Source organism: Catenuloplanes indicus (assembly GCF_030813715.1).
GTDB lineage: Bacteria > Actinomycetota > Actinomycetes > Mycobacteriales > Micromonosporaceae > Catenuloplanes > Catenuloplanes indicus.
Window position 1 is genome coordinate 3,154,122 of sequence record NZ_JAUSUZ010000001.1, and the last position, 26,319, is coordinate 3,180,440.

Annotated in this window: 18 protein-coding genes, 2 tRNA genes and 2 pseudogenes; 8 read left to right on the top strand and 14 right to left on the bottom strand. The window is 73.3% G+C overall.

Translation table 11 applies throughout. The features are described 5' to 3' along the window. Positions 1-75: 75 nt before the first annotated feature. The 8 genes from J2S42_RS14115 to bdeA form a co-directional block, all read right to left on the bottom strand. The gene (locus J2S42_RS14115; RefSeq protein WP_307239326.1) at positions 76-627 is read right to left on the bottom strand and encodes a hypothetical protein; all 552 of its coding nucleotides are present in this window, start codon (positions 625-627) and stop codon (positions 76-78) included. Between the two features lie 30 nt (positions 628-657). Continuing rightward, the gene (locus tag J2S42_RS14120; protein WP_307239329.1) at positions 658-4,764 is read right to left on the bottom strand and encodes a TIGR02680 family protein; all 4,107 of its coding nucleotides are present in this window, start codon (positions 4,762-4,764) and stop codon (positions 658-660) included. Beyond that, positions 4,761-5,942, bottom strand: a complete 1,182-nt coding sequence (locus J2S42_RS14125; protein WP_307239331.1) for a TIGR02678 family protein — start codon at positions 5,940-5,942, stop codon at positions 4,761-4,763. The genes J2S42_RS14120 and J2S42_RS14125 overlap by 4 nt, the downstream gene beginning before the upstream one ends. Beyond that, complete coding sequence (locus J2S42_RS14130; protein WP_307239333.1) at positions 5,939-7,519, bottom strand: TIGR02677 family protein; 1,581 nt, start codon at positions 7,517-7,519, stop codon at positions 5,939-5,941. Before J2S42_RS14130 ends, J2S42_RS14125 begins: the two co-directional genes overlap by 4 nt. Before the next feature lie 234 nt (positions 7,520-7,753). Then, complete coding sequence (locus tag J2S42_RS14135; protein WP_370879178.1) at positions 7,754-9,073, bottom strand: AAA family ATPase; 1,320 nt, start codon at positions 9,071-9,073, stop codon at positions 7,754-7,756. Continuing rightward, on the bottom strand, positions 9,070-10,599 hold the full coding sequence (locus J2S42_RS14140) for a hypothetical protein (protein WP_307239335.1): 1,530 nt from the start codon (positions 10,597-10,599) through the stop codon (positions 9,070-9,072). The genes J2S42_RS14135 and J2S42_RS14140 overlap by 4 nt, the downstream gene beginning before the upstream one ends. Next, positions 10,596-11,684, bottom strand: coding sequence for a hypothetical protein (locus J2S42_RS14145; protein ID WP_307239337.1), 1,089 nt, complete (start codon positions 11,682-11,684; stop codon positions 10,596-10,598). The genes J2S42_RS14140 and J2S42_RS14145 overlap by 4 nt, the downstream gene beginning before the upstream one ends. A gap of 97 nt (positions 11,685-11,781) precedes the next feature. Further along, positions 11,782-12,651, bottom strand: coding sequence for a bis(hydroxyethyl) terephthalate hydrolase (gene bdeA / locus J2S42_RS14150; protein WP_307239339.1), 870 nt, complete (start codon positions 12,649-12,651; stop codon positions 11,782-11,784). Positions 12,652-12,807: 156 nt separating this feature from the next. Between bdeA and J2S42_RS14155 the strand changes: the two genes are divergently transcribed. Further along, on the top strand, positions 12,808-13,437 hold the full coding sequence (locus J2S42_RS14155) for a sugar O-acetyltransferase (protein ID WP_307239341.1): 630 nt from the start codon (positions 12,808-12,810) through the stop codon (positions 13,435-13,437). 120 nt (positions 13,438-13,557) lie between these two features. Here the strand turns inward: J2S42_RS14155 and J2S42_RS14160 are convergent, their stop codons facing one another. After that, on the bottom strand, positions 13,558-15,831 hold the full coding sequence (locus J2S42_RS14160; RefSeq protein WP_307239343.1) for a putative bifunctional diguanylate cyclase/phosphodiesterase: 2,274 nt from the start codon (positions 15,829-15,831) through the stop codon (positions 13,558-13,560). 90 nt (positions 15,832-15,921) lie between these two features. On the opposite strand from J2S42_RS14160, the gene J2S42_RS14165 reads away from it, so the two are divergent. Then, on the top strand, positions 15,922-16,950 hold the full coding sequence (locus tag J2S42_RS14165) for a YihY/virulence factor BrkB family protein (protein ID WP_307239345.1): 1,029 nt from the start codon (positions 15,922-15,924) through the stop codon (positions 16,948-16,950). A 58-nt stretch (positions 16,951-17,008) separates the two neighbouring features. On the opposite strand, the gene J2S42_RS14170 is transcribed toward J2S42_RS14165, so the two are convergent. Then, positions 17,009-17,341, bottom strand: a complete 333-nt coding sequence (locus tag J2S42_RS14170; RefSeq protein ID WP_307239347.1) for a hypothetical protein — start codon at positions 17,339-17,341, stop codon at positions 17,009-17,011. Positions 17,342-17,592: 251 nt separating this feature from the next. On the opposite strand from J2S42_RS14170, the gene J2S42_RS14175 reads away from it, so the two are divergent. From J2S42_RS14175 to J2S42_RS14190, 4 genes and pseudogenes are all read left to right on the top strand, one after another. After that, positions 17,593-17,665 (top strand) — tRNA-Asn (locus tag J2S42_RS14175). Positions 17,666-17,708: 43 nt separating this feature from the next. Next, positions 17,709-18,041 (top strand): annotated as a pseudogene (locus J2S42_RS14180) (MMPL family transporter); the annotation flags it as partial. Between the two features lie 24 nt (positions 18,042-18,065). Further along, positions 18,066-18,368 (top strand): annotated as a pseudogene (locus J2S42_RS14185) (MMPL family transporter); the annotation flags it as partial. Positions 18,369-18,474: 106 nt separating this feature from the next. Next, positions 18,475-18,548 (top strand) — tRNA-Ile (locus J2S42_RS14190). 344 nt (positions 18,549-18,892) lie between these two features. Here J2S42_RS14190 and J2S42_RS14195 read toward each other — a convergent pair. The 3 genes from J2S42_RS14195 to J2S42_RS14205 are packed head-to-tail and all read right to left on the bottom strand — an operon-like array spanning position 18,893 to position 22,373. Then, on the bottom strand, positions 18,893-20,281 hold the full coding sequence (locus J2S42_RS14195; RefSeq protein WP_307239349.1) for a WXG100 family type VII secretion target: 1,389 nt from the start codon (positions 20,279-20,281) through the stop codon (positions 18,893-18,895). 3 nt (positions 20,282-20,284) lie between these two features. Next, positions 20,285-20,917, bottom strand: a complete 633-nt coding sequence (locus J2S42_RS14200) for a hypothetical protein (RefSeq protein WP_307239351.1) — start codon at positions 20,915-20,917, stop codon at positions 20,285-20,287. Positions 20,918-20,966: 49 nt separating this feature from the next. Continuing rightward, the gene (locus tag J2S42_RS14205) at positions 20,967-22,373 is read right to left on the bottom strand and encodes a S8 family serine peptidase (protein ID WP_307239353.1); all 1,407 of its coding nucleotides are present in this window, start codon (positions 22,371-22,373) and stop codon (positions 20,967-20,969) included. A gap of 266 nt (positions 22,374-22,639) precedes the next feature. Here J2S42_RS14205 and J2S42_RS14210 point away from each other — a divergent pair, with 266 nt between their 5' ends. Both J2S42_RS14210 and J2S42_RS14215 read left to right on the top strand, forming a co-directional pair. Continuing rightward, entirely contained in the window at positions 22,640-23,599 is a 960-nt protein-coding gene (locus J2S42_RS14210; protein ID WP_307239356.1) for an ADP-ribosylglycohydrolase family protein, read from the top strand. Further along, positions 23,596-24,840 (top strand): D-arabinono-1,4-lactone oxidase, encoded by a 1,245-nt coding sequence (locus J2S42_RS14215; protein WP_307239358.1) that lies wholly within the window; start codon positions 23,596-23,598, stop codon positions 24,838-24,840. The genes J2S42_RS14210 and J2S42_RS14215 overlap by 4 nt, the downstream gene beginning before the upstream one ends. A 38-nt stretch (positions 24,841-24,878) precedes the next feature. Here the strand turns inward: J2S42_RS14215 and J2S42_RS14220 are convergent, their stop codons facing one another. Continuing rightward, positions 24,879-26,315 carry a hypothetical protein gene (locus J2S42_RS14220; protein ID WP_307239360.1) on the bottom strand — a complete coding sequence of 479 codons (1,437 nt, stop codon included), beginning with the start codon at positions 26,313-26,315 and terminating at the stop codon, positions 24,879-24,881. Between the last annotated feature and the right edge of the window lie 4 nt (positions 26,316-26,319).

The window sequence follows — 26,319 nt, forward strand, 5'->3', positions numbered from 1 at the left end:
AAGGTCATCGACCGATCGACCGGCGGGCGGGCACCCACCCGCCCACCGCGCCCCCAATCCGTCGGGACAGCACATCTAGGAGCTTTTGACGATGTGGGCGGTGGGGAGGCCGGCGGCGGTGAGCAGCGCGGATTCCAGGCGTGGGTCGACGGCGGCGTGCTGGGCGAGCAGGAGGGCCAGCGTCGCCGGGGGAAGGGTGGAGGCTACGCCGACGAGGCGGCGGATCGTGGACTCCGGCGATTCTGGCGGCCGGGCCGCGCCCCCGGCGGTCGCGGCGGTGCCGGGCGGTGGCGCGGTGACCGGGCCGTCCAGCGTGTCCGGCAGCGTTGCGGTGGGCGACCACGGGAAGGCCTCGTTGAGTGCGGCCACGACGACGGCGACCAAGTGGACGCAGAAGTTCTCCGGGCCGGTGGTGACCGTGCCGCACTCGCAGCGGCCGGTCAGGGTGCCGTCGACGAAGCCGGCCCAGGCGCGCTGCGGGGCCGGGCTGTCCTGGCCGACGGTGCCGAGCGCGCCGCCGGAGTGCGGGCGCAGGTCGTCAACGTCCTCCGCGACCGGGTAGGCCGCGTCCAGGATCTCCGGGGCCACGCTGCCGTGCAGGGAGTCAAAGTCGATCAAGACGGCCATGTGGCCCAACGTACCCGCTCAAACTTGATGTCAAGGCTGCCTGGGCTCGTCGGCGGGCAGGAAGTCCTGGCCGGTCCAGACGAAGCGGGCGGTGGTGACCGCCTCGTCGCCGTCCACGTCGCCCGCGATGAGCTGGTGGATCGCGATGCCGTCGACCTCGGAGTACGTGCACCACTCCTGGTCGGAGGTGAGCATCAGGTCCAGGTCCAGGCCGGTCAGCACCTCCATCAGCTGACCGCGGTTCATCTGGTCCACGCCGACGAAGACCTCGTCCAGCAGGATCAGCCGCGGTGCCTCCGGCGCGGCCCGGTAGTGCGCGGCCGCGGCGGCGAACAGCGGCAGGTGCAGCACGATCGCCTTCTCCCCGCCGGACTTCGCGCCGTGCTGCTTGCGGGTGACCGGCGCCCACTCCTCGCCGCCGGAGCGCATCTGGACCACGAACCGGTGCCAGCGCCGGTAGTCGAGCACCTCGCTGAGCTGCTGGTCCCAGCCGGTCGCGGCGCCGGTGGTACGCAGCTCGTCGATCCGGGCGCGGAAGAAGTCGTGCAGCACCGCGCGCTCGTCGTCGGAGAGCGTGGACGGGTCGGCCAGCAGCAGGTCACGGGCCTGCTTGAGGCCCGGGCCGAGGTCCGGGTTGACCTCCCAGACCAGGCGCACGCCCAGGCCGGAGACGGTGCGCACCTGCTCCAGCTGCGCGCTGACCTGGCGGACCAGGCCGGTCGCCTGCCGGATCCGCTCGGCCACGTGCCGCCGGGTGTCGCCGATCAGCGTGCGGTCGAAGAGCGCGGCCTCCTCCTCGCCGAGGCGGGCGCGGGTCTCGTCGCGTTCGCCCGTGACCCGCGCGGCCAGCTGGCCGGGGCTGATCCGCAGGCCGTCCACGGTGGCCGAGACCACCTGCACGTCGCACTGCTCGTCGGCCTCCATGGCCAGGTCGGCGTACCCGGTCAGCGACTCGCGGATGGTGTGCAGCACGTCGGCCAGCGCGCTCTCGTCCTGGCGCAGGTGCCGCGGGCCGTGCGGCAGCCTGCCGCACTCCTCCGCGATCGCGCGCGCGGCCTGCAGCGTGGCGGTGACCGCGCCGAGCCCGGTCAGTCGCGTCTCCAGCCCGGCGTCCGGGCCGAGCAGCCCGGCCAGCCGGGCCAGCCGGGCTACCGCCTCGTCACGGTCGGCCGTGGCCGCGTCCCGGGCGCGCTCGGCGGCCTCGGCGCGCGCGTTCAGGTCGCTGATCCGGCTGATCAGCTCGTCGTGGCGGGGGCGCAGCGCGCGCTCGTCCCGGCGCAGGCCCTCGGCCCGCGCGCGCAGCACGTCGACCTGGTCCAGGACCGCGCCGAAGTCGCTGCCGACCGCGCCCTCGACCGACTCCAGGCGGGTCTGCGCGGCCTCCACCTTCTCCCGCGCGGCCGTCAGCGTCTCCTCGGCCTCGGTCGCGGCGGCCGTGGACCGGGCCGCCGCCTCCTCCGCGTCGGCCAGCCGGTCGGCCGCGGCGTCCCGGCGGGCGCGGTCGGCCAGCCAGCCCTCGCCGGCCTGGCGTAGTGCGCGCAGCGAGTCCGCGAGCTGGTCCAGGTCACCGGCCGTGGTCGGCAGGCTCTGCCGGGAGCCGGTCAGCGTGAGTTCGCGGAGCGTGGCGCGGGCGGTCTCGTCCGCCGCGGTCAGGTCCGACTCCGCGTCGGTGAGCTGGTCCTGGAGCGCGGCCAGCCGCAGTTCGGCGCGCTGCACCGCCTCGAGTGCGCGGGCGCCGTCGGCCAGGGACGGGCGGGCGGCCGCCTCCGCGTCCAGCGTGGCGCGTTCGGTACGCAGGCCGGCGATCGCGACCGCGACCTTCTCCCGGGCCGCGTCCAGCGTGGCCAGCTCGCCGGCCAGCTCGGCCAGGCGGCGCTGGCGGGCCCGCTCGCGTGCATCCGCGCCGAGGAACTCGGCCTCCGGCTTGGCCCAGCTGCCGTACGCCGGGCCGAGCCGCCAGGTGCCGTCCGCGCCGACGCCGGCGCCGAGCCGGGGCGCGGTCTCGCCGTACCCGATCGCGTTCAGGATCTGCCGGACCACGGTGGGCGCGACCGGTGCCGCCTCGCCGCGTTCGACCGGCGCCACGTCCAACACGGACAGCAGCGAATCACCGGCGGCCGGGACCGCGCCCATCGAGGCGACGAACGAGTCGTGGCCGTCCGCGGCCAGCCCGATCGAGCCGTCCGGGCGGATCCACGCGTCCAGCAGCCCGGACGCCTGTAGCGCGGCCTCCACCGCGGCCTGGGTGGCCGGTGGCACGCCGTCGTGCCAGGCGACCACGCGCCAGAGCGGCGCACCGGGACGGTTCGCGTCGCGGGCCGCGGTGCGCTGCGGCGGCGCGGCCGGGTCGCCGGGCGGGCGGCGGGTCAGCGCGGCGTACTCCGCGGAGAGCGGTGTGCGGGTGGCCAGCAGTTCGCGGTCGCGGGCCATGCCGGCGGTATGGTCGGCCGCGATCCGCTCCCGGACCTCCGCGACCACGTCGCCCATCAGCGCGGCCAGCGCGACCTCGTCGCCGCCCAGGTCGGCCAGGACCGGCGCGACCGGCGCGACCGGGAGCACGGTGCAGGCGGCCGCCCAGGCGGCGATGCTCTCCCGGTGCGCGGCGACTCGCTCCTCGTACGCCCGGCGGGCCGCGGTGAGCGTGGCCTGCACCTCGTCGCGGTCGGCCGCTCGGGCCTCCCGGCGCGCGGCGGCCCGTTCCCGCTCCGCGGCGGCGCGGGCGTGCGCCACGATCGCGGCGCGCACCTCCTCGACCTGGCCCTCGCGGCCGAGCAGCACGCCGCGCAGCAGCGCCCGCGCCTGGTCGATCGGCTCGTCGGCGAGCGGTTCGACCAGCCCGGCCAGGCCCGCGCGCCGGGCGAGCGCGCTGGTCTCGTGCCAGGACCGTTCGACGGCCGCGGACGCGGACGCCAGCTCGGCGCGGCGCGTCTCGGCCCGCTCGGCGTCGCCGGTCGCGTCCGCGCGCCGGGCCTCGCCGGACGCCTCGGCCGCGGTCTCCGCACGCTTCGCCTCGCGCAGCGCGGCCCGGAACCCGTCCAGCTGCTGGCCGTCGCGGTAGGCGGCGCTGTCCCGCAGGCCGCCGATCGCCTCCTCGGTCAGCGCGACGTCGCGCTCCAGCTCCTCGCGCCGCTCGGTCACCTCGGCCAGCTCCGCGACCGCGGCCGCGTGCGCGTCCCGCTGCCGGGCCGCCTCGCCCGCGACCTCGTCCAGCTCCGCGTCCGCGTTGATCAGGTCGGCGGCGCCACGGCGCAACGCGCGGCGGGCGTATTGCTGCTGGCGCTCGGCCAGCCGGGTGGCCGCGTCGACCTCCGCGTCCAGCGCACTGAGCCGTTCCCGGCTGCGGTCCAGCCGCTCGAAGCCCTCGGCGATCTCGGCGAGTCCGGCCGGGTCGAGCGGCGGCAGTGCCCGGGAGAGCACCTCGGAGAGCGCGTCCGGGTTCAGGTGCTCGGAGAGCTTCGGCGTGCGCAGCTGGAGCAGCGTGGCGATCAGCGCCTCGTACTGCGCGTCGGACAGGCCGCGGAAGACCGCCTCGCGGACCGCCCGCCGGTACGGCTCGGCACCGGTGTGCACCGTGCCGTGGCCGTCCAGCGCGGTCGCCAGGTCGGCCTTGGTGAGCGGCACGTTGCCGGCCTTGACCAGCGAGAATCCGCCGGGCACGCCGACCCGGGAGCCGGTGGTGAAGAACGTCGCGTCCACGGTACGGGTGTTCGACGACGCCGCGAGCCGGGCCCCGCAGGTGAACCACTCGGCCGCGCCGTCCGGCCCGGTGCGGCCGAACTCCAGCCACACGTAGCCGACCCGGGTGGTGTGCGGGTAGCCGTCGCCCATCAGGTTCCAGTGCATGGTGCGCTCGGAACCGCCGAACGTGGACAGCCGGGACGGGCGCAGCGACGCGTCGAACAGGAACGGCAGCAGCAGCTCCAGCGCCTTGGACTTGCCGGTCCCGTTCGGCCCGCGCAGCAGCAGCCGCCCGTGGTGGAACGTGAACACCTCGTCGAAGTAGCGCCACACGTTCAGCACGCCGGCCCGGGTCGGCGCCCAGCGGTCCGAGCGCAGCTGGCCGGCCAGCTGCCGCGCGACCGCGACCGCGAACGGGTCGTCGGACGGCTGCTGCTGGGGCAGGGTCAGCAGGGTCATCGCGCCCTCCGGGGCCTCGGGGTCTTCGCGCTCGTGGTGGGCGCCGCGTAGCGTGCGGCGGCCGGGCGGGCGCGGATCACCTCGTCATTAAAGATCAACTTGAACCGCTCCAGCACACCCAGGGCCTCGGTGAGCAGCCGCTGCGGGCCGCCGTCCGAGCGGTAGGTGCGCGCCCACGCGGGCAGCTCCGCGAACCGGGCCGCGATCTGCTCGGCCAGCGCGGCGCGCGGCACCGGCTCCGGGTGCGCGGCCAGGATCGAGTCGAGCAGCAGCAGCGCGGTCTGGCCGGGCACGCTGTTCTCCGCCGGGAAGCGTTCGTCCGTGGCGACCGCGTCCGGGTCTATCGCGAGCAGACCCTCGGCGCGCTCCTCCAGCTGCAGCCCGGCCTCCTCGATCGCGGCCCGGATCGCCCGGCGGCCGGGGACACCGGTCGCGTACGCCCGCTCGGCCTCGGGCAGTTCGTCGAAGTAGACCACCGGGTCGTCGAGCAGGCGGCGGACCAGCGAGTGCCGCAGCCGGTCCGGGTCGTCGTCCGCGCGGTCCTCGCGGACCAGCGCGGACAGGTCCGGTCCGGGCAGCCGGGACGGGGACTGCGGCGCCGCGAGCAGCCGGGCCAGCCGCGTCGCGTCCACCCGGTAGAGCACCTTCGCGTCCGTGTGCTCCAGGTAGGCGTCGGTGCTGCCGTCGGTCGCGGTGAGCACGCCGAACCGCTCGAGCAGCAGCAGCGCGTCCACGTACGCGCGCCGGTCCTCACGGCTGGCGCTGTCGAACGTGGGTATCGCCGGCTCGACCACGGTGGCCTGGGTCAGCCGGCCGGCCAGGATGCCGATCGTGGTGACCTGGCCGGTGAGCAGCTCCGCGGCGAGCACGCAGAACAACGCGTACCGCCGGCGGTCGAACGGGTCCCGGTTGCCGCGCAGGCGGCGGGCCGGCCGGGTGCCGTCCGGGCGCGCGGAGACCTTGGCCAGCCGGGCGTAGCCCTGCCGGGCCTCGACGGACAGCCGCCAGCCGGTGTGCTCGTCGAACCACGGCACCAGCTCGGCCGCGTGCCGCGCGACCAGGAAGAAGTCCTCCGGGTCGGCGGCGCGGGTGAGCAGCGGCCGGGCCAGCAGCGCGCGGATCGCCTGCGCCCGCTCGGTGCCGCGCTGCCGGTCGAGCTCCGATCGCAGATCGGTCACGCGGTCGCCTCGCGGCGGAAGTCGGTGCGCAGTGGAACCGGTGCGGCCTGGCCCGGGCGGGACTCGCTGATCGAGACGATGAAGTCCGGCGCGACCAGCACGCCGCGCGCGGTGCGCAGGTAGGCCAGGTGGTGGTCGGGCGGCGGGAGCAGCACCACCACCAGCCGGCCGTCCGCCGTGGACGCGCGCCGCTCGCCGTCCCGGGCCGGCACGGTCAGCGCGCGGGCCAGCAGCTCCAGCAGACGCGAGAAGCTGCCCTGGTCGAGCCGGGCGAACGCGGACAGCCGCACCGGGCCGGGCGTGGCCAGCCGCGACCACGCCTCCTCCAGCTCCAGCCGCTCGCGCAGCGCACGCTGCCGGCGCTGCTCGCGGATCTCCGTGGTGTCCCGCACCCGCGCGGTACGCGAGACGCGGTCGGACTGCCCGTGCGTGCGCAACAGCGGTGAGACGTGCACGCCGGGCGCACGGAACCAGGACGTGCCCGGCCCGACCGCGGTCGGATCGTCCGGCGCCAGGTGGGTGTGCCGCGCGGACCACAGCCCGGTCGCGGCCGCCCACAGCTCGTGCGCGGCCTCGTCCGTCTCCGCGGCGGAGAACCAGCGGGCCAGCGTGCGGAAGTCCGCGGCCGTGCTGGACCCGCGCCGGCGACTGTCGCTGAACCGCTCCAGCGCGCGCATCAGCGCCACGATCGCGGCGCGCGCGGTGTCGGCCAGCTCCTCCACTCGCGCGCGCCCACCGCCGGCCGGCCGGAACCACTCGCGCAGCGCGGCCCACCGAGCGGCACGCCGCTCCAGGAAGTGCGGTGCCGGGTCCGGCCGGCCGGGCAGCACCGGCAGATCCGCGCCGCGCAGCGCCCGGACGTGCAGCACCTCGACGCCGCGCTCCTCGATCCGGGCCACCGCGTCGGCCACGGTGAGCCGGCGGGTGTCCAGGTCTGTCACGAAGTCCGTCAGGTACGCGATCGTGGCCTGCTTCAGCTCCTGGAACACGGCCGGGTCAGCGCCCTCGTCGCGCAGCAGGCGCTGCAGCCGGCCGTTGAACCGGACCACGCCGGACCGCAGCGCGGTGAGGTGACCCTCCAGCTCGGTCAGTGCGGTGTGGATCCGCCGGTCGTCCGCGCCCTCGTCGCCGAGCAGCGCGTCCAGCTCGCCGAGCCGGGCCGCGATCGCGTCGAGCACCGAGGTCTGCAGCGCGCCGGAGCCGTCCAGCAGGTCGAGCGCGAGCAGCAGGCCCTGGTACGCCGCCTCGCCCTTGCGGCTCAGCGAGTAGTGCAGGTTGCGCCGCTCGTACTCCGCGGCGGAGGCGTAGTGGGCGGCGTGGTTCTGGGCGCGGTCGACCAGGCCGTGCTTGTGCAGCGCGCCGAGCGTGTACTCCAGGGACTCGTCGGAGACCGGCTCGTACCACCCGGTCTCGGGCAGGCCGGCCAGCACCTCGTCGAACGTCAGCGCGGCGCGGAGCCGCTCGGCGGCCTCGCCGAACACCTGCATGACCGCGGTGTGCAGGTCGGCCCGCTCGGTGGTGGTGAAGGCGAACATGTCCGCCGGCACGCGCCGGAAGGCAGGGCGTGCGTCGCTCACCCGCGTCCCCTCCTCCGCCGGTGCCTGGAAAGTGTGCCGGGACCGATCGCGGACCCCATGGCAGGCTACAGGTCCGGCCCGGCTCGCGCTTTTCCCCGCATCACCCGAAACCCGGACATTTCCGGCTTTTCCTAGTCCGGCGGACGGGAGAAACATCCACGACCACGACTTGACCCGCCGCGTACGCTCTGTGACGCCGGTCATAGCCGCGCGGCGCGATCGCGGTGCACGGCCTCAGCGCGGCGCGATCACCCGGTGCGCGGTGAGGTGAGCCAGGATCGAGTGGTTGGCCTCCCAGCCGTCCGGGAACCTGACCGGCACGTTGAGGTGCACCGGATCGGTCGACGGATGCGCGTCCAGCAGGTCCGGGATGCCGGCCCGGGCCACCACGATGCAAGCGTGCCGGTGGCGGGACGTGAGCACGCACAACCGGCCGGACTCCAGGTGGAACGCGGTGGCGTCGCGGCGGCCGGAGAGCGGGTGCAGCACCACGGTCACGTCGTACTCCCGGCCCTGCAGCCGGTTCGCGGTGTCCACCGTGATGGTCTCGCCGGGCGTGCCGCGCAGCAGGTTGCGGATCACCGCGGCCTGGTCGCGGTGCGCGGTGCCGATCGCGATCCGGGTCGCGTCCACCGGGGCGCCGTCCCGGGAGCGTTCGGAGACCGCGACCGCACCGGCCTCCAGCACGCGCAGCGCGAGCGCGGCGCACGCGGCCGCAGCCTCGCCGTCGGTGCGCAGCGTGTGCCGGGCCGGCAGTTCGTAGAGCGCCCAGCCGGTCGCGGCGGCCTGCGCCACGGCCGCGCCGATCGGGTCCGCGCCGGATCCGGTGTCCAGCACCAGCGAGCGGTCACCCGGCGACGTGCCGGCGCGGAAGCCGGTGAACGGGTAGAACGCGGGCGCGACCACCTCGGCCGCGGACGGGGGCAGCCGCCAGGAGACCGGCAGCCGGTGCACCGGCAGGTCCGGGTTGTGGCGGAGCAGCACGGAGACCGCGCTGAGCATCGGGTCCCAGGTCAGGCCGGTCCAGCGGGCCGACTCCACGGTGGAGAACGGGTCGAGCTGGCCGGGGTCGCCGACGAACAGCGCGCGGGAGAACCGGGACGCCACACGCAGCAGCGCGTCCGAGCGCATCTGGTACGCCTCGTCCACGATCGCCCAGCCCCAGGAGCCGTCGCCGACCGTGGCCCACTTCGCGGCCGTGGCGATGATCACCGACCCCTGGCTCACATCGCCGATCTTGGCGCCGACCGTGACCGACCGGTGCTGCGCCACGCGCTCGGACGCCCGGTAGTCACCGGCCGACAGGCGACCGATCGGCAGCTCCGGCGCCGCGGTGGCGAGCCGGTCGATCAGGTCGTCGACCTGCTCGTTAGTCTGCGCGATGACGATCAGCTGCTCACCGGCCCTCGCCAGCACCTGCGCGGCCTTGACCACCAGCGTGGACTTGCCGGCGCCGGGCGGCGAGTCGACCACCACGCCACGGTGCGAGCCGGTGCCGAGGTCGGCCAGGACCGCGTCGACGACCGCGTTGGCGGCCTTGCCCGGCGAGGTCACGACCAGTCCTCCGCGGCCGCGTGGTCGCCCTGGTCCAGCGGGTCGTCCGCGATCGAGTACTGCGGCGGGCCGCCGTGCGTCCACGGCGTCTCCTCGCGCGACGGGAACGTGCCCGGCGGCGCGTATCCGAGGCTGAGGCTGGTGTAGCAGATCCGCTCCCCCACCTCGGGCACGCTGCCGGGCGGCGCGGTCAGCCCGCGGCCCATGCCGCCGGACAGCTCCAGCACCACCTCGGTCTTGTCGCCCTCCTCGACCGGCGTCACGAACACCACGCGGGCCCGCTGCGCCTGCCGGGACGGCGAGACCAGCGTGGTGCCCTCGGTGAACAGCACCGGGTCCGTGGTGACCACCTGGATCCGCGGGCGCAGCACCGGGCGCTTGCCGGTGTCGTCGACCCGGGCCGGCGCGGACAGCGTGACCTCACCGACGAACGCCTCGCCGCCCAGCCGGTGCTCCGCCATGATCAGCGGGTCGTCGAACGCGCGCTCGATCGCGTACGACTGGCCGGCGCGCTCCAGCTTGTGCAGCCGGGTGGCGGCCGCGACCGCACCGTCCCGCCGGGCCTGCGGTGCGCCGCCGCCCTGCACGTAGAGCGAGAAGTCGCTGAACACGTCGCGGTCCTGGGCCCAGCGGCCGTCCACCGACGCGCCGGGCGGCATCGCCCGCATCACCCGCAGCCCGCGCCACATCAGGTCCCAGGTCGACGCGAGTTGGCCACGCAGCAGGTCCTCCAGCTGCCGGTACGCCGCACGCTCCGCCTCCGGATCGTCCGCCTCGGTGGCGGCCCGGTAGACGTCCATCGCGGGGCCGAGCACGTCGTTGTCGAAGCCGGGGTCGGTGGCCGGGCCGGCCGGCGGGCACACCTCCGGGTCCTCGGCCAGCCGCGCGGCCGCGGCGCCGGTGCTGCCGGGCGGTGGTGCGATCCAGTTGACCAGCGACCCGAGGTGCGCGTCCTCGTGCCCGCTCTGGCCGGTGGCCCAGTGCGCGGCGAGCAGGTCGGTCATCGGCAGCAGCATGGACGAGCCGGGCTGCTCGGCCCGGTCCGCGAAGAACGTCAGCCAACGACCCAGCAACGGTACGTCCGGGTGCACCGGATAGTCGCCGTCGGTGCGCCGGAAGCGGGTGGACCGGCCGAACAGCCGGATGAAGCCGATACCGGCCGGCGCGGGCACGAGGATCTGCGGCGCCTCCAGGTAGCGGTAGCGCACGTCCCGCTTACGGTCGGTGGGCACCGCCTCGGTCGCGCCGCAGAAGCCCTCCACGTACGGCAGCAGGATCTCGGCGAGCCGGGCCGCGAACTCGAAGCGCTGCGCGCGGTCCCGGGGCTGCGGCACGATCAGCAGCTCCGGCCGGTCCTCGTCGGTGCCGACCATGGCGGCCAGCGGCGCGTTCGCCTCACCGGCCATGGTCAGCGGGATGAACACCAGCGGCAGGTCCGAGAGGTACGCGTGCCGTACCGTGGCGATCGGTTGTGCTCGGCCCGCCGCGACCGCCTGCGCCTTGGCCAGCGCGGTGAGCGTGCTCACGGCACGAGCTCCGCGCGCAGCCGATAGGCGGCCTGGAGCATCGCCGCGGCCTCGGCCTGCTCCGGCTCCGGCTCGATCCGGCCGCTGGCCAGCCCCAGCACGGTCTGCACGTCCTCGATGCCGCCGAGTTCCTCGCGCACCGACCGGCCGAGCACGGCGGTGGACGTGCGCGCCTCGCTGCGGCAGAAGAACGACAGCTCGCAGGTGGCCAGGCAGTCCGGCGCGTACCGGGCGGGCACGGCCGCGACGTCGGCCTTGAGCGCCTCCGGGTCGCGCGCGGGCTCGCCGTCGTCGCCGACGCGCAGGTCGAACGAGATGCCCTCGGGAAGCCGGTCGAGCAGCTGGTCGATGCCGGCCATCCGGGACAGCTGCCGGCGCAGCACGCCGAGCTGGCGGCGCACGTCGATCATGCTGGCGATCGGCTGGTTGGAGAAGTCCTTCGGGCAGACCAGCAGCACCTCGTGGGAGACCGCGTCCCGGTCGCGGCCGGCCTCGGCGAGCGCCTCGCGCAGCGCCAGCACGTAGACCGCGGCCTGGGTGGCGGCGGCCGAGACCTTGCCCGGGTCGGCCTGCTCGTCGATCACCGGGAACGACTTGATCTCCACGATGTGGTAGCGGTCGTCGAGCTGGAACGCGACCAGGTCGGGCTCCAGGTAGACGTGCTTGCCGGCCACGGCGAGCCGCAGCATCGGGTGGTCGAGCAGCGTGTCCGGGTTGTCGCGCAGCGCCTCGAGGGTGCGGGCGTAGCGCTCCTCGTTCGAGGCCTTGGGCCCGCCGGACAGGTCAAGATATTTCGGGACATCGACGCCGAGGAGGCCGACGAGCTCGGCGCCCTCGTTCGCCTTCAGCCGCGCCTCGAAGACGTTGCCGCGGACGATCGCGAACGACGACTGGCCGAAGCGCCCGGGGAAGCCGATGTGCGTGGCGACCTTCATCTTGTCCACGCCCGCGCCGTCCATGACCGCGCGGCGGTCACAGCCCGGGTTCCCGGTGAGCGCCGCGATCGTGCGGGCATTGTGCCGGCGGGGGGCCACCGGGCCGCGGAGCCGGGCGAGCCGCGCGTCTGGCGTGCTGGTCTGCGCCATCCGAGCAAGGTACAACCTCGCGGCGGGAAAACCAGGAAGAGGCGCGGCGTGTCGCACAAATGTACGGCACGCCAAGCCTATAAGGTGATATTTCGGTTTAGAAGGGGCAGGTGCTGCGGTACTCCTCGACGCTGAGGCTCAGGCTGGGACCGGGGCAGAGGAATTGCGTGTACCGAGTGTCGTCGTCCACCCAGCGCTTCAGCCAGGCGATGCTGTACTTCGCGATCGTGGTGTTCGACGAGTTCGGCGTGAAGTGCGTGGCGCCGTTCAGCTCCAGGTAGGCCTTGTCCGCCGACGACGGCAGCCCGCTGTAGAACGGCTCCGAGTGCGTGGCCACCGGCGCGACCGTGTCACCGTCCGCGCCGATGATCAGCGTCGGCACCCGTACCGTCAAGAAGGTCTTGGTGGTGTTCCACCCGGTCAGCGGGATCGCGGCCTGCAGGGCCGGGCGGCTGCGCGCCGCCTCCAGCGAGCCACCGCCACCCATCGAGTGGCCCATCACCGCGACCCGCGACCGGTCGATCCGGCTCCGCACCACGCTGGACCCGGTCAGGTAGTCGGCCGCGGCCAGCAGCTGACGGCCGCGCGAGTCCGGCTGATCCAGCGTGGTGAGCGTGTCGATGGTGAAGACCACGAAGCCCTGCGAGGCGAGTCGCGGCCCGAGCCAGGCGATGCTCGACTGGTACGCGGTGAACCCGGGCGAGATGACCACCGCGCCGAACGTACCCTCGGCCGTGCTGGTCGGGTAGTAGACGGTGCCGCCGCCGAAGCCGCTCACCAGCAGCGAGGACACGCCGATCTCCGCGGTCGCGAACGGCCCGCGGACCGCCTCCACGCTCGCGTTCGTCGGGTCCGGGCCCCGCTCGTACGGACTGTCGGCCGCGGACGCCGGCCCGGCACCGGCGAGCAGCCCGCCGGTCAGCGCGAGCGCGAGGACGGCCGCGCTCAGAAGTCGTGGCTTGTGCACGTCGCTGTACTCCCTGCCTCGATGACTTCGAAGGACATCGATAAGAGTGCGCTCGGTGGCCGGTCCGGCGAATCGGCTAAATCACCTGTCTCTCACCGATCGCCTGTCCTGTTCTAGGTTGTGAACTGCGAAGATCGCCGAATCGAGGGGACGCCGATGGACGAGCGCGAGCGCGAGGTACGCCGGAGGATCGCGAGCCAGGAGCTCTACCGGGACGCCGACCCCGGGCTGGACGGCCTGGCGGAGGAGCGGGTCCGCGGCAAGGAGATCGCGCACGAATTCAACGCCACCCGGCCCCGGGAGACCGCCGAGCGGGACCGGCTGCTGCGCGAACTGCTCGGCAGCGTCGGCGAACGGGTCTGGGTCGAGCCACCGATCCGGGTCGCCTACGGCCGGTACACCCATCTCGGTGACGACGTCTACGTGAACGTCAATCTCACGCTGGTCGACGACGGTGAGATCGTCGTCGGCGACCGGGTGATGTTCGCGCCGAACGTGACGATCACCGCGACCGGTCACCCGGTGCACCCGGAGATCCGCCACGACGGCACCCAGTTCTCCGCGCCGGTCCGGATCGAGGACGACGTGTGGATCGGCGCCGGTGCCGTCATCCTGCCCGGCGTGACCGTCGGGCGTGGCTCGGTCATCGCGGCCGGCGCCGTGGTCACCGCGAACGTGCCGCCGATGGTCGTCGCCGGCGGCGTGCCCGCCCGGGTGCTGCGCCCGATCACCGACGCGGACCGCGACTGGACCTACCGCCCGCCCCGGGATCTTCCCCTGCCGTGACCGGGCCGGGTCCCTTCCCGGCCACGCCGGGACCGGCAGGGAGGAGCGCCAGCGACGACCGGTGCCCGCGGGAGCGTGCGGACCGCACCGCGCCGGAAGCGGGAAAATGGCTTCTGCTCGTCAGACCTTCGCCGCCAGCAGCGGCAACACGTCCGCGGCCGGGACCGGCCGGGACAGCAGGTAGCCCTGGAGGAAGTCGCAGCCGAGGTCGCGCAGCGCGTCCCGCTGGAACGGCTCCTCGACGCCCTCGGCGACCGTGACCATGCCACAGGAGCGGGCCAGCGCGATCAACGCGGTGATCATGTCGCGGCCGCGCGGCGTCCCGAGATCACCGACGAACAGCTTGTCGATCTTCAGGGCTTCGACGTTGAAGCGGCTCAGGCGGGCCAGCGACGAATAGCCGGTGCCGAAGTCGTCGATCGCGAGGTCGATGCCGAGCGACTGGATGCGGCGGATCGCGGCCAGCACGTGGTCCGGGTCGTCGTCCATCAGCGCGGTCTCGGTGATCTCGACGACCAGGTTCTCGCCGGCCAGGTTCGCCCGCGCGAGCGCGTCGACGAGGCGGCCGGGCAGCGACGGGTCGCCCAGCTCGGCCGCGCCGATGTTCACCGTCACCTTGAGCGCGGGCGACGCGCCCGCGTCGATCCACGAGCGCAGGTCGCTCAGCGCGCGGTCGAGCATGAACGACGTGATGCGCCGGCTGAGGTGGGCGCGTTCCGCGATCGCGATGAACCGGTCCGGGCGGATCGGCCCGCGCACCGGATGCGTCCAGCGGGCCAGCGCCTCGAAGCCACGGATCTCGCCGGTCGCCGCGTGACAGATCGGCTGGTACGCCGCGTGCAGCGCGCCGGTGTCCAGCGCGGTGACCAGGTCCGCCCGCAGCTCCAGCTCCTCGGACGTGGTGTGGTGCATGCCCGGGTTGAACAGCTGCACGTTGTTCTTGCCGGCGCGCTTGACCGCGTACATGGCGACGTCCGCGTCCCGGAGCACCTCCATCGCGTCGCGTAGATCGCCGGCGGCCACCTCGACCAGGCCGATCGAGGCGCCGAGCGCGATCCGCCGGCCGTCCAGCTCGAACGGCTCCTGGAACGTCTCCAGCATGCGCCGGGCGAGCGCCCGGGGATCGCCGTCGAAGTCCTCGAGGAGCACCGCGAACTCGTCGCCGCCGAGCCGGACCACGGTGTCGGTACGCCGCAGCACGCCGGTCAGCCGCCGCCCGACCGTGGTCAGCACGGTGTCGCCGGCGACGTGGCCGAGGCTGTCGTTGACCTCCTTGAAGTCGTCCAGGTCCAGGAAGATCAGGCTGATCCGGGCGGGCGGCGCCGGCAGCAGCTCGCGCAGGCGCGCGGTGAGCTTGGCGCGGTTGCCGAGCCCGGTGAGCGAGTCATGGGTGGCCTTGTAGCGCAGCACGCTCTCACTGCCGGCCAGCCGGCGCAGCAACAGCCGGTTCTCGCCGAGCACCACCACCTGACGGACCAGCACGGCGGCGAACAGCACGATGAGACCCATGTTCGCGGCTCCGTCCGGCGTGCGCCCGGCCGCGATCTGGAAGCCGCAGAAGATCGCGGTGGGAACGATCGGCAGGTAGGGACCGTAGATCGCGAAGCGGGAGCCGGCCACCGGCTCCCGGCGGGGCGTGTCACCTCCGCGGTAGACCAGCGCGGCCATCCCGTAGAGCCCGATCGCGAGCGTCCAGACGCCGGGGTTGATCGCACCGAACGGGCGTCCCTCGTGCAGCACCAGGTAGGTGAACGCGGTGTCCGCCAGCATGACGGTGACCAGGGACGCCACCATCAGCAACGGGCCGCGCCGCTCACCGGCCGGGAACTCGGTCAGCACCAGCACGATCCAGAAGATCAGAAGGACCATGTCGCCGAGTACGTAGCAGAGGCCGCACGCGACGTACAGGCGGTCCTGCCCGGCCTGGAGCCAGATCTCCTCGAAGAACGTCCCCCACGCCACGATGAAGACCGCCGCGGCCGCGACCACGCCGTCCAGGGCCATCCGCAGCCGGGCCCGCACCCCGACCGCGCGGGACGTGGTCCAGACCGCCGCGAACAGCAGCGCGAAGAACGTCATCCGGGCGCCGACGACCAGCGGGGACGGCATCGGCGGCGCCTGCTCGACCAGATCCTGCCAGGCCCAGCTGGCCGGGCCGAACGACCAGGCCACGCACGCGGCGCCCTGCAGGCTCCAGGAGGCGCGGCTGCGGCGGTGCCCGGCCCGGCGCGCGGCCCGCGCGCAGAGCACCGTGGCGACGCCCGCCACCGCGAGCGTGACCAGCGACGACAGGCCGGAGCCGAGCGCGCCGGCAGCCGGCAGCAGGCCGGCGGCCAGCACCGCGAACAGCATGGCGCACGCTGCGGCCACCACGGTCCGCGAAACTCGGGTCATGCCCGATCAGGTCGGCACGGTCCCGGCGAGGGTTAGATTTTCGCTGCTCAGGGCAGTCAGAGGGGAGGTACGCGGAGAGGGAGGACGGCGATGTCGCTGTTGCACCGGCATGGTAACGACGCAAAGACGGACAAACACGATGAGCAGGGCACCAAGCCGGCGGACGAATCGCCCGCATCGCCGGAGGAGGGACCGGACAGCCCGGCCCAGCTGAGCGGCAACTCGCTCTGGAACGCGATCAAGCGAACCGTGACCGAGTTCCAGGACGACAACCTGACGGACTGGGCCGCGGCGCTGACCTACTACGGCGTCTTGTCGATCTTCCCGGGCCTGCTGGTGCTCGCCGCGGTGCTCGGCCTGCTCGGCGACGACACGCTCACCCGCGTGGTGGACAGCATCAAGCCGCTGCTGCCGACCGAGACCGGCGACATCCTGGACAGCATGGCGGGACAGCTCAGCGCCGCCGACACGTCGTCCGGGCTGATCGCGCTCCTCGGTCTGGCCGGTGCGTTCTGGTCCGCGTCCGGGTACGTGGGCGCGTTCATGCGCGCGTCCAACTCGATCTACGAGGTGCCGGAGGGCCGCCCGGTCTGGAAGACGCTGCCGATCCGGGTCGGCGTCACCGCACTGGTCGGCATCATGCTGGTCGCCTGCGCGGTGATCGTGGTCTTCACCGGCGGGCTGGCCGAGACCGTGGGCTCCGCGATCGGGCTCGGCGACGCCGCGGTCACCACCTGGAGCATCGTGAAGTGGCCGGTGCTGCTGGTGATCGTGAGCCTGATGTTCGCGGTGCTCTACTGGGCCTCGCCGAACGCGAAGACCGGCGGTTTCCGCTGGGTCACACCGGGCGGCATCATGGCGGTGCTGCTCTGGGTGGTCGCCTCGGCCGCGTTCGGCTTCTACGTGGCGAACTTCGGGTCCTACAACAAGACGTACGGCACGCTGGCCGGCATCATCGTCTTCCTGGTCTGGCTGTGGATCTCCAACATCGCGATCCTGCTCGGCGCGGAGTTCGACGCGGAGCTGGAACGGCGGCGGGCGATCGCGTCCGGGACACCGGCGGACAAGGAGCCGTTCCTGGAGCTGCGCGACGACCGCAAGGTGCGCGACAAGAAGTAGCTTCCCCGCACACGGAGAAGGCCCCCGGTTCGCACCGGGGGCCTTCTCCGTGTCGCGATCAGTAGGTGGAGTTGCTGCTCCGGGAGCCCGCGAACGTGTCGTCGGTCGCGGTGATCGAGGAGGTGGGGGTGCTGGTCGTCGTGCTGCCGGCCGACGTGCTGCCGGTGGTCGACAGCTTCTCGCCGAGCTTGCTGTTGGCCAGCTTGTCCTTGCCCTCGCTGTACAGCCGGTTCGCCTGCGCCTGCGCGACGCCGGCGGCCTCCTGCACGGTCGGGTGGTCCAGAACCTTGCGGGCCTGCACCCGCAGCTCCTCGTACTTCTCCCGGCCGGCGCGGGCGCCCAGGACGAACCCCGCGGCCAGCCCGCCGATGAACAGAAGCTTTCCGCGCATGGTGGCGGCTCCTCTCGTGCCTTGACGCAGCGCTGCCCTCCGGCCGCGCTGTCGCGCCTGTCGTGTGTTGCTGCCGGGGTACGTACCCATCCTGCCCCCGCGCCATGCCCCCGTGTGCGTTAGTCACTGAAATGTCCGAAAACCTGGCACTCCCTCGTCAGGTAACCCGGTGGCAGAACCCCCCAGGAGGTCATGTAAGGTTGTGTCCGTCGCCAGGGAGCGGAGAGATCCGAAGCCCGAGCGGTGCACGATCCCCTGTAGCTCAATTGGCAGAGCAGCCGGCTGTTAACCGGCAGGTTATTGGTTCGAGTCCAATCGGGGGAGCGAGAGTCCAGAGGCCACCCTGCCCGCAGAAAACGCGAGCCGGGTGGCCTCTCTCGTATGCCCCGCTCCGGGGCCGAGCCCCGGAAACCCGACGGCCGGGTGGGCGCGTCGCGTCTGGCGGCGGCGAATTCCGGCCTGTGCGGGCGTTGCGGTGATCGCAGCCCGGCTCCGCCTGCTCCCGTCCGGCCGGAACTCGAACCGCGCGCTCGGCCCGATCTCCGCGGTCGGCGTCGCCGCCACGCTGATCGCGATGATCCCGCTCCTCCCCGCGCTGCTGCTCGGCGGCCGCTGGGCGTTCTGGCCGCGCCGCCCGCCGGCCCGCGGCACCACGGCGGACTCCCGGCTCTGGACACGCGTGGCCGGCGCGGTCGAGAAGCGGCCGCGGGTCACCTGGATCGACACCGCGGTGCTCCGCGGCCCGATCATCACCGGCTGCGTGATCACTTCGGCCGGCGTGGTGCTGGCCGCCACGTTCTCCGCGCTCGCGGTCGTACCGCCGGTCACCCTGGCCGAGCTGGGCACCGCGGTCGCGGTCGGCGTGCCGCTGGACACTGTCGTGGTCCGCTCGCTGCCGGTCCCGGCGCTGGTGCACGACCTCGGCGACCGGGTCCGGTGGCCGGGCCGGCCACCCCGGCGCACACCAGGCCGCTCGGACGGCCCGGACGATTCGGCGAAGAAGGACGGCCGGTTGATCTCCGTTTAACCGATATTCCGCCGATATAGACCTGGTATCGCTTGATCAAAGAAGGCCGGTCCCGGCCGATTGCCGGTGGCCGGGGCACAGGCGTACGGGATACGATCCCCGCGCCGGGGCGGTAGCTCAGCCGGTTAGAGCAGGGGACTCATAATCCCTCGGTCGCGGGTTCGAGTCCCGCCCGCCCCACCGTTTGACCTGCGGAAACGTACATTACGTATCGACGTTAATGGTTTTCGGGTGCGCTCGGCACACACAGCGTGCCACCCGGATCACCATTTGTGATCATCAAACGACGAGATCCACATCGCCACGGGCGGCGGGGAGGCGTGCCTCCCCGCCGCCCGTGCTGTCACGTGACGGAGATCTCAGCGAGATCTGTCGTGCTACACGACCGACTCGGCCGCCGGATCACCGTTGTCCGCCGGCCGGTCCTCAGCCGGCGTCATCTCCGCGGGTCACCGGCCGTCCGCCTGGTCCGCGCGCGTGGAAACGGCGGGGCCGCCGGCCCCGCCGTTTCGTGATTCGGCAGGTCAGCGCAGCACGCCCGGGGCCGCGTCGCCGCCGCCCCACACGTCCTCGTCCTCCTGGAGCCAGGTGCTGCGCTCCTCGTCGCCGCCGAACCCGGCGCCGTGGCCGCCGCCACCGGCCATCCCGGCCATGCCCGCGCGACCGGCGCCGCCCTTGCCCGCGCCGGTGCCCGGGGCCACGCCACCGGAGAGCATCGGCTTGCCGCCCTTGCCGGCGCCGCCCTTGCCCGCACCCCTCGCGCCCGCACCGGCGCCGGCGCCCATGCCGCCCATTCCGGCCATGCCGGCCAGCGCGGCGCCGTTGACCGGCTTGCCGAGCGCGCCGCCGCCGGGAATGCCACCGGCACCGCCCGCGCCGAGGCCACCGGCCGAACCGAGACCGCCACCGGCACCGAGGCCACCGGTGCCGAGACCGCCGGACCCGAGCCCGCTCGGCCCGAGGCCACCGGCGCCGAGACCGCCGCCCGCGCCGGCCAAGCCGGTACCGGCCGGCGTGCCCGGGCTGAAGTCCGAACCGCCGCCGGGCGTGAACCCGGTCCCGGCCTCCGGATCGAAGCCGCTGGTGCCGTCGTTGATCGGCGGCGTGTAGGGGGTGAAGCCGGTGTTCGTGTCGATCGGGCTGCCACCGGTCGGGTCGAAGCCACCGATACCGGACGGCGCACCACCCATCTTGGGCGCCCCTCCACCCATGCCACCACCACCGGGGACACCACCGACGCCACCCCCGGGGCCGGAGCCGCCGAGCGGCACGTCGCCATAGGGGGCTTCACGTTGGGTTCCGACTGGCGTTCCGGTCGGTGTCACGCCGGCGGTGTCGGAGACCTGCCCGTTCAGCCGCTCCCAGTGCTCGCGGGCTTCGTCGCTGCCGTTGGTGAGCGCGTCCTGCACCGCGGTCCAGGCCTTCTGCGCCAACCCGCCGGTGAAGAAGTTGCCGATGTCCCGGTAGACCCCGGCCGCGCCGGCAATGTCGATCTTGATCGCGTTCTCGAACGAACCGAGCGGGATCGCCAGGTGCGCGTCGCGCGCCTGCATCACCTCCGGCTGCATGGCAATCGGGACCGGGATCTTCTCCTGCGCCGCGTGCAGGTCGTCCGCTGTCTTGTTGAGGCTGGTGACGACCCCACCCTGGCCGTCGCCGTTCGCCTCGTCCGCGACGTGCTGGATCTTCTTGGAGATCGTCTCGATGTGCTTCTTGAAGGCCTCGTACGCCTCGCCCTTCCACACCGTGCCCAGCTCCGCGACGTTCTGGTCCAGGCTGGTCTTCACCGTGTTCAGGTTGCGCAGCACCGCCTCCCAGCCGAGCGCCGCGGTCCGGAGGTCGCCTGGCCGGCCGTCGATCACGACCTGGTTGACGATGTTCTCCCAGGACTCCTCGCCCCAGTTCCGTGCCATCGCCTAGCCTCCGTATCCCGAGTCGCCGGACGGGGACGTGCCGCTGCTCGGGTACGAGGCCGGGGTGGTGGCCGGCGGGTATCCGGTGCCGGTGCCGCTGCCGTACTGACCCGTCTGCGCCTCCGAGGCGAACACCTCCTCGAACGCCTTCGCGGACATCTGGTTCGCCCGCTCGGCCGTCTCGTACTGCTCCTTGACCCGCCGCAGCGACTCGGCTGCCTGAAGCAACTCCTCCGCGATCGTCCGCACCGACTGCTCCGCGGTCCGATAGTGGCTGACGTGCCGCTGGGCGATCTCCGTCGCTGCCGGGTAAGTGCCGAACGGCGACTTCCCGCCCGCCGAGGCCGGACCGGTCAGCCAGCTGCCGATGTCGTCACCCATCGCGGGCACCAGGCGATCGCCGAGGTACCGCGCGTGCTCCTCCAGCCAGCGGATCGCACCGTCCAGGCTGTCCGCGTCCCACTCCGTGTTGAGCCCCGGGTCGCCGGCGGTGGCGTTGATCTCGGTCGGCCGGGACGACGCGTTGGCGTCGTCCGACACCCAGAACCCGACCATCGGCGGCAGCGGTGTGCCCGGCAGCGGCGGCGGGATGAAGACCGGAGTCACCTCCTGCCCCGACCCTTGCTTCTCTGCCATCTCGTCTTCCTCCCCGTTGTTCCGTTACTCGTTCCGTGCGGGCGCTCGGTCAGCCGCCGTGCGGTGGGTACTGCGGCCCCGGCGGGTACTGCGGCGGGCCGCCCGGATAGCCCTGCTGGGGCGGATAGCCCTGCTGGGGCGGATACCCCTGCTGGGGCGGATAGCCCGGCGCCTGCGGTGGGTAGCCGCCCTGCTGCGGGTACGGCACTGGCTGTCCCGGGTACGGGCCCGGCTGCTGCGGATACGGTCCCGGCGTGCCGACCGGCATCGGCGGGCCCGGCCGCCGCTTGTTGCGGGACGCGACGATCAGCACGACCACCAGGACCACCACGAGCAGGCAGACACCACCGCCGATCAACGCGACCGTGTTGCCGCCGATCTCGCCGTCGCTGTCCCCCGGCGCCGGCGCGGCCTCGGTGGCGTCGCCGGTCTCGTCCTCGTCCGGCAGGAGCGGGTTGCGGCTCACCGCCGGGACGTCCTCGGTCAGTGCCGCGACCGGGTTGACGATGCCGTCGCCGTACTGCTCGTCCCAGCCCTGCGGACCCTTGTCGTCCGCGGTACGGATCAGCCGTTCGATCACGTTCGCGGCATCCAGGTCGGGGTACTTCGCCCGGACCATGGCCGCTACGCCGGACACGATCGCTGCGGCGGAGCTGGTGCCGTTACCGACGCCGTACCCACTGTCCGAGAGCGCGAGTGGCTGCGGGCCGACGACGTCCTGAGCCGGTGCGGAAAGAACGGTTCCACGGCCCTGCACCGATTGGTCATCCCAGAAGGAGCCGTCCGAGGCGATGCCGGTAACGCCGATCACGCCCCGGATCCGAGCCGGCGAGATGACCTTCGTGTCGCCCTCCGACCGGTTGCCGGCCGCGGCGACGATCACGACGTCCTTGCTGAGCGCGTACTCGACCGCGTCAAGGATGACCTGCGGCGGCTCGACGTCCGCCCCCCACGAGAGATTGACGACCTTGGCGCCGTTGTCCGCGGCCCACCGAAGGCCTTCCGCACCGACGTCCATGTTCTCGACGGTTCCCGTGCCGTACGGCAGGATCTTCACTCCGGGCGCGATCCCGGTCATCCGGTTGGGACCGCCACCGCTGCCCGCGATGACGCCGGCCATACCGGTGCCGTGCCCGTCGACGCGGTCCGAACGGCCATCGGCTGCCTCGCCGCCGATACCCTTGCCCGGCAGGACCTTGCCCTGCAGGTCGGGGTGGGACGCGTCGACGCCGGAGTCCACGACCGCGACCACGACCCCCTCGCCCGTGCTGATCTGCTGCGCCTCAGGAATCTTGAGCAGGTCGAAGTACCACTTCTGCCGCTCCGCGATCGTCGGCGCCGCGACCGCTGCGGACGGCGCCACGAACAACGCGCCGCCGCCGGCCAGCATCGCGGCCAGCGCGGCCGCCGCGAACCGGATCGCGCCGGTACGGCGCCGGGCTCTGGTGGGCCTCACCGCTGACTCCCCCTGTCAATTGCCTGCCGATTCGATCCCGGCCGCGTTCCGGCGGCCGTGATGCTCCAGATGCGCTGCCGAGAATACGGCCATCCGGCACCTCGGAGGCAATCTCTCCCACCCCCTCGGACCAGCACACGCACCGGTAACGGCATTCACCGCCATCAACCGGTGAGGCAAATGCCGGATTCGTGGGTTATCGAACCGGACCCGCCCGTGATCGATCATCGCTGGTCAGCGCAACCCTGCCGTAGGATCACGGACCTATGAACGCCTACCGGTCCCGGGTCCGTGGTTGTCTGCTCGGCGGCGCGGTGGGTGACGCGCTCGGCAACCCGGTCGAGTTCGAGCGCGATCCCGCGGTCACCGACCTGATGCTCTCCCGGGACGGCCTCGCGCTGATCACCGACGACACCCAGATGACGCTGTTCACCGTCGAGGGCCTGCTCCACGCCGCCGGCGGCGACGTACCGAAGTCGGTCTACGAAGCCCATCTCCGCTGGTACGACACGCAACGCCGCCTCGGACCGCCGAAGCACGCGGCCGGACTCGCCGCGCAGCCGTTCCTCTACGCGCAGCGCGCACCCGGCAACGCCTGCCTCGGCGGACTCGCACTCGGCCGGATGGGCACGTTCGCTCACCCGGCGAACCCGAACTCCAAGGGCTGCGGCTCGGTCATGCGCTCCGCGCCGTTCGGCCTGTTCCCGTCGATCAGTGCGGCGGACGCGTTCGCGCTGGCCGCCGAGTGCGCGGTACACACGCACGGCCACCCGACCGGTTACCTGGCCGCCGGCACGTTCGCCGCGATCGTCCGGCACCTGCTGGACGGCGACGACGTGCGGACCGCCACCGAGCGCGCGATCGAGCTGCTGACCGGCCATGACGAGCACGAGGAGACGCTGACCGCGCTGCGCCGGGCCCTGGACACGCCGTACGCTCCGGGTAACACCGGCATCGGGCGGATCGGGCTCGGCTGGATCGCGGAGGAGGCGCTGGCCATGGCGGTCTACGCCGCGCTCGACGCCGAGGAGCCGGAGCGGGTCCGCGACGCGCTGCTCGTCTCCGTCAACCACGCCGGTGACAGCGACTCGACCGGCGCGATCTGCGGCAACCTGCTCGGTGCCCGGCACGGCGAGGAGGCGCTCCCCGCCGCGTGGGTCGCCCGCCTGGAGGGCCTGGACACGATCTCCACGATCGCCGACGACCTGGTGGAGGCCGCCGCATGACGCTCACCAACTGGGCCGGGAACATCACGTTCGGCGCGGCCCGGCTGCACACGCCCGGCACGCTCGACGAGCTGCGCGAGACCGTGGCCGCGAGCACCCGGCTGCGCCCGCTCGGCACCGGCCACTCGTTCAACCGGATCGCGGACACCGACGGTGACCTGATCTCGGTAGCATCGCTGCCCGCGACCGTGCACATCGACTCGGTGGCCGGCGAGGTCACCGCGAGCGCCGGGGTCCGCTACGGCGAACTCGCGTCGCGCCTGCACGCAGCCGGGTACGCGCTGCACAACATGGCCTCACTGCCGCACATCTCGGTAGCCGGCGCGGTCGCCACCGGCACGCACGGCTCCGGCGTGACCAGCCCCGGCCTCGGCGCCGCCGTCACCGGCCTGCGCCTGGTCACCGCGGACGGCGAGCTGCTCGACCTGCGCCACGGCGACCCACGCCTGGCCGGTGCCGTGGTCGGCCTGGGCGCGCTCGGCATCATCGTCGACGTCACGCTGCGCATCCGCCCCACGTTCGACATCGCACAGTACGTCTACGAGCGCCTGCCCTGGTCACACCTTGCCGGTGGCTGGGCGGAGATCATGGGCGCGGGCTACTCGGTCAGCCTGTTCACCGACTGGACCGGACCGGTGATCAACCAGATCTGGGTCAAGCGCGACCCGTCGGACGCACCGCTGCCCACCCGCTGGCACGGCGCCACGCTCGCCACCACACCGCTGCACCCGGTCCCCGGCATGTCCGCGGTCAACTGCACCGAGCAGGGCGGCGTCCCCGGCCCCTGGCACGAGCGCCTTCCCCACTTCCGCCTCGACTTCACCCCGAGCAGCGGCGCCGAACTGCAGACCGAATACCTCCTCCCGGCCACGCACGCGCTGGAGGCCCTGGAGGCGGTCGACGCGATCCGCGACCGGATCGCGCCGGTCCTGCAGATCTCCGAGGTCCGCACGATCGCCGCCGACGACCTCTGGCTCAGCCCGAGCCACGGCCACGACAGCATCGCGATCCACTTCACCTGGCACCCGGACGCCGACGCGGTCGCCCCGGTCGTCACCGCGCTGGAGGAACAGCTGGCCCCGTTCGGCGCCCGCCCGCACTGGGGCAAGGTCTTCTCCACCGACCCGGCCACGCTTCGCGCCCGCTACCCCCGCTTCGACGACTTCCTGGCCCTCCGCGCCGACCTCGACCCTTCCGGCAAGCTGCTCAACCCGATGCTCAGCCGCTACCTCGGCGTCTAGAGACGTTTCTCCCGGCCGCCGGGACATGCTGTGGTGATTCAGCGCAGGACACCGGGGGCAGCGCTGCCGGCGGTGCCCCAGACGTCCTCGTCCTCGGTCAGCCAGGTGGTGTGCTGCTCCTCGTCGCCGAATCCCGCGCCTTGACCTGCGGGAGCCACACCGGCCACGCCGGGGAGACCCGCGCGACCGGCCGCGGCGCCCCCGGCCGCGCCACCCGCGAGAAGTGGTTTGCCGGCCGCACCGGCGCCGCCGCCCTTGCCGCGGCTGGCCCCGGCCGCGGCACCGGCACCCAGTGCGCCCACGCCGGGGATCCCGGCCTGCGTCGGGGAGACCGGTTTGCCGAGCGCGCCGCCGCCGACCAGAGCACCGCCCAGGCCACCGGCCGACGCACCACCGCCGGGAGAACCGAGACCGCCGGCACCGAGGGCTCCGGTGCCGGGGCTACCGATGCCGCCGGCACCGAGACCGCCGGCACCGAGACCGCCGAGGCCACCGGCGCCGAGGCCGGAGCCAGCTCCGGCCAGGCCGGTACCACTCGGCCGGGCATCCAGGGCGCCGGTGCCGAGCGCGCCCGGGTCGATCGAGCCCGTGCCAGGGGCGACGACGTCCGGGTCGAAGCCCGCGGTACTGGTGCCAAGAGACGGCGGTGCACCGTTCGGGCCGGGCTGAGGCACGCCGGCCGTGGCCGGATCGAACGTGCCGGTGCCGGGTGCTGTGACGCTGCCGATCTGCGGCGCCTCGGCACTCAGGGCCGGAGTGGCACCGGCAACCCCGCCACCGCCGGTCAGGGCACTGAGGCCACCGCCGGGTCCAGCCGTGGCGAGCGCGGGTATGCCGGTGTACGGAGACTTCCGATCGGCCTGCACCGGAACGCCGGCCGGGGTGAGAGCGGCCTGGCCCTCGATCTCGAAGTTGAGGCGGTTCCAGATCACCCGGGCCTCGTCGGTCCGATCGTTCAACCAGTCGCTGAGCATGTCGAAGGCGCCGGTGGCGGAGAGCAGCGCCCCGACGCCGGTGGCTGCGGCGAAGCCCATCGGGCCGAGGGGGAGGCCGAGGAGGCCGACCGCGACCGATTCGAAGACGCCCTCGGCGACGCCCTGTTCCTGGTTGCGGAGCGCGGCGATCTCGTCCTCCATGCCGGCCGGGATGGGGATCTCGGACTGGGCGGCCTGGAGGCGGTCCGCGGACTCGTTGAGCGTGCCGACCACGGTGCCCATGCTGTTCGCGTCGTCGAAGACGGTTTGGATGTTGTCCGAGATGCGGCCGATGTGCGCCTTGAACGACTCGTACGCCTCGCCCTTCCACGTGGTTCCGAGATCGTTGACGTTGTCGTCCAGGCTGTTCTTCACGTCGGTCAGGTTCCGCAGCACCAGGTCCCAGCCGGCGGCCGCGGCCCGGACGTTCTCCGGCTTGCCGTGGATCACGATCTGCGTGACCATCTGCTCCCAGGACTGGACTCCGTACTTGTCCGCCATCGGA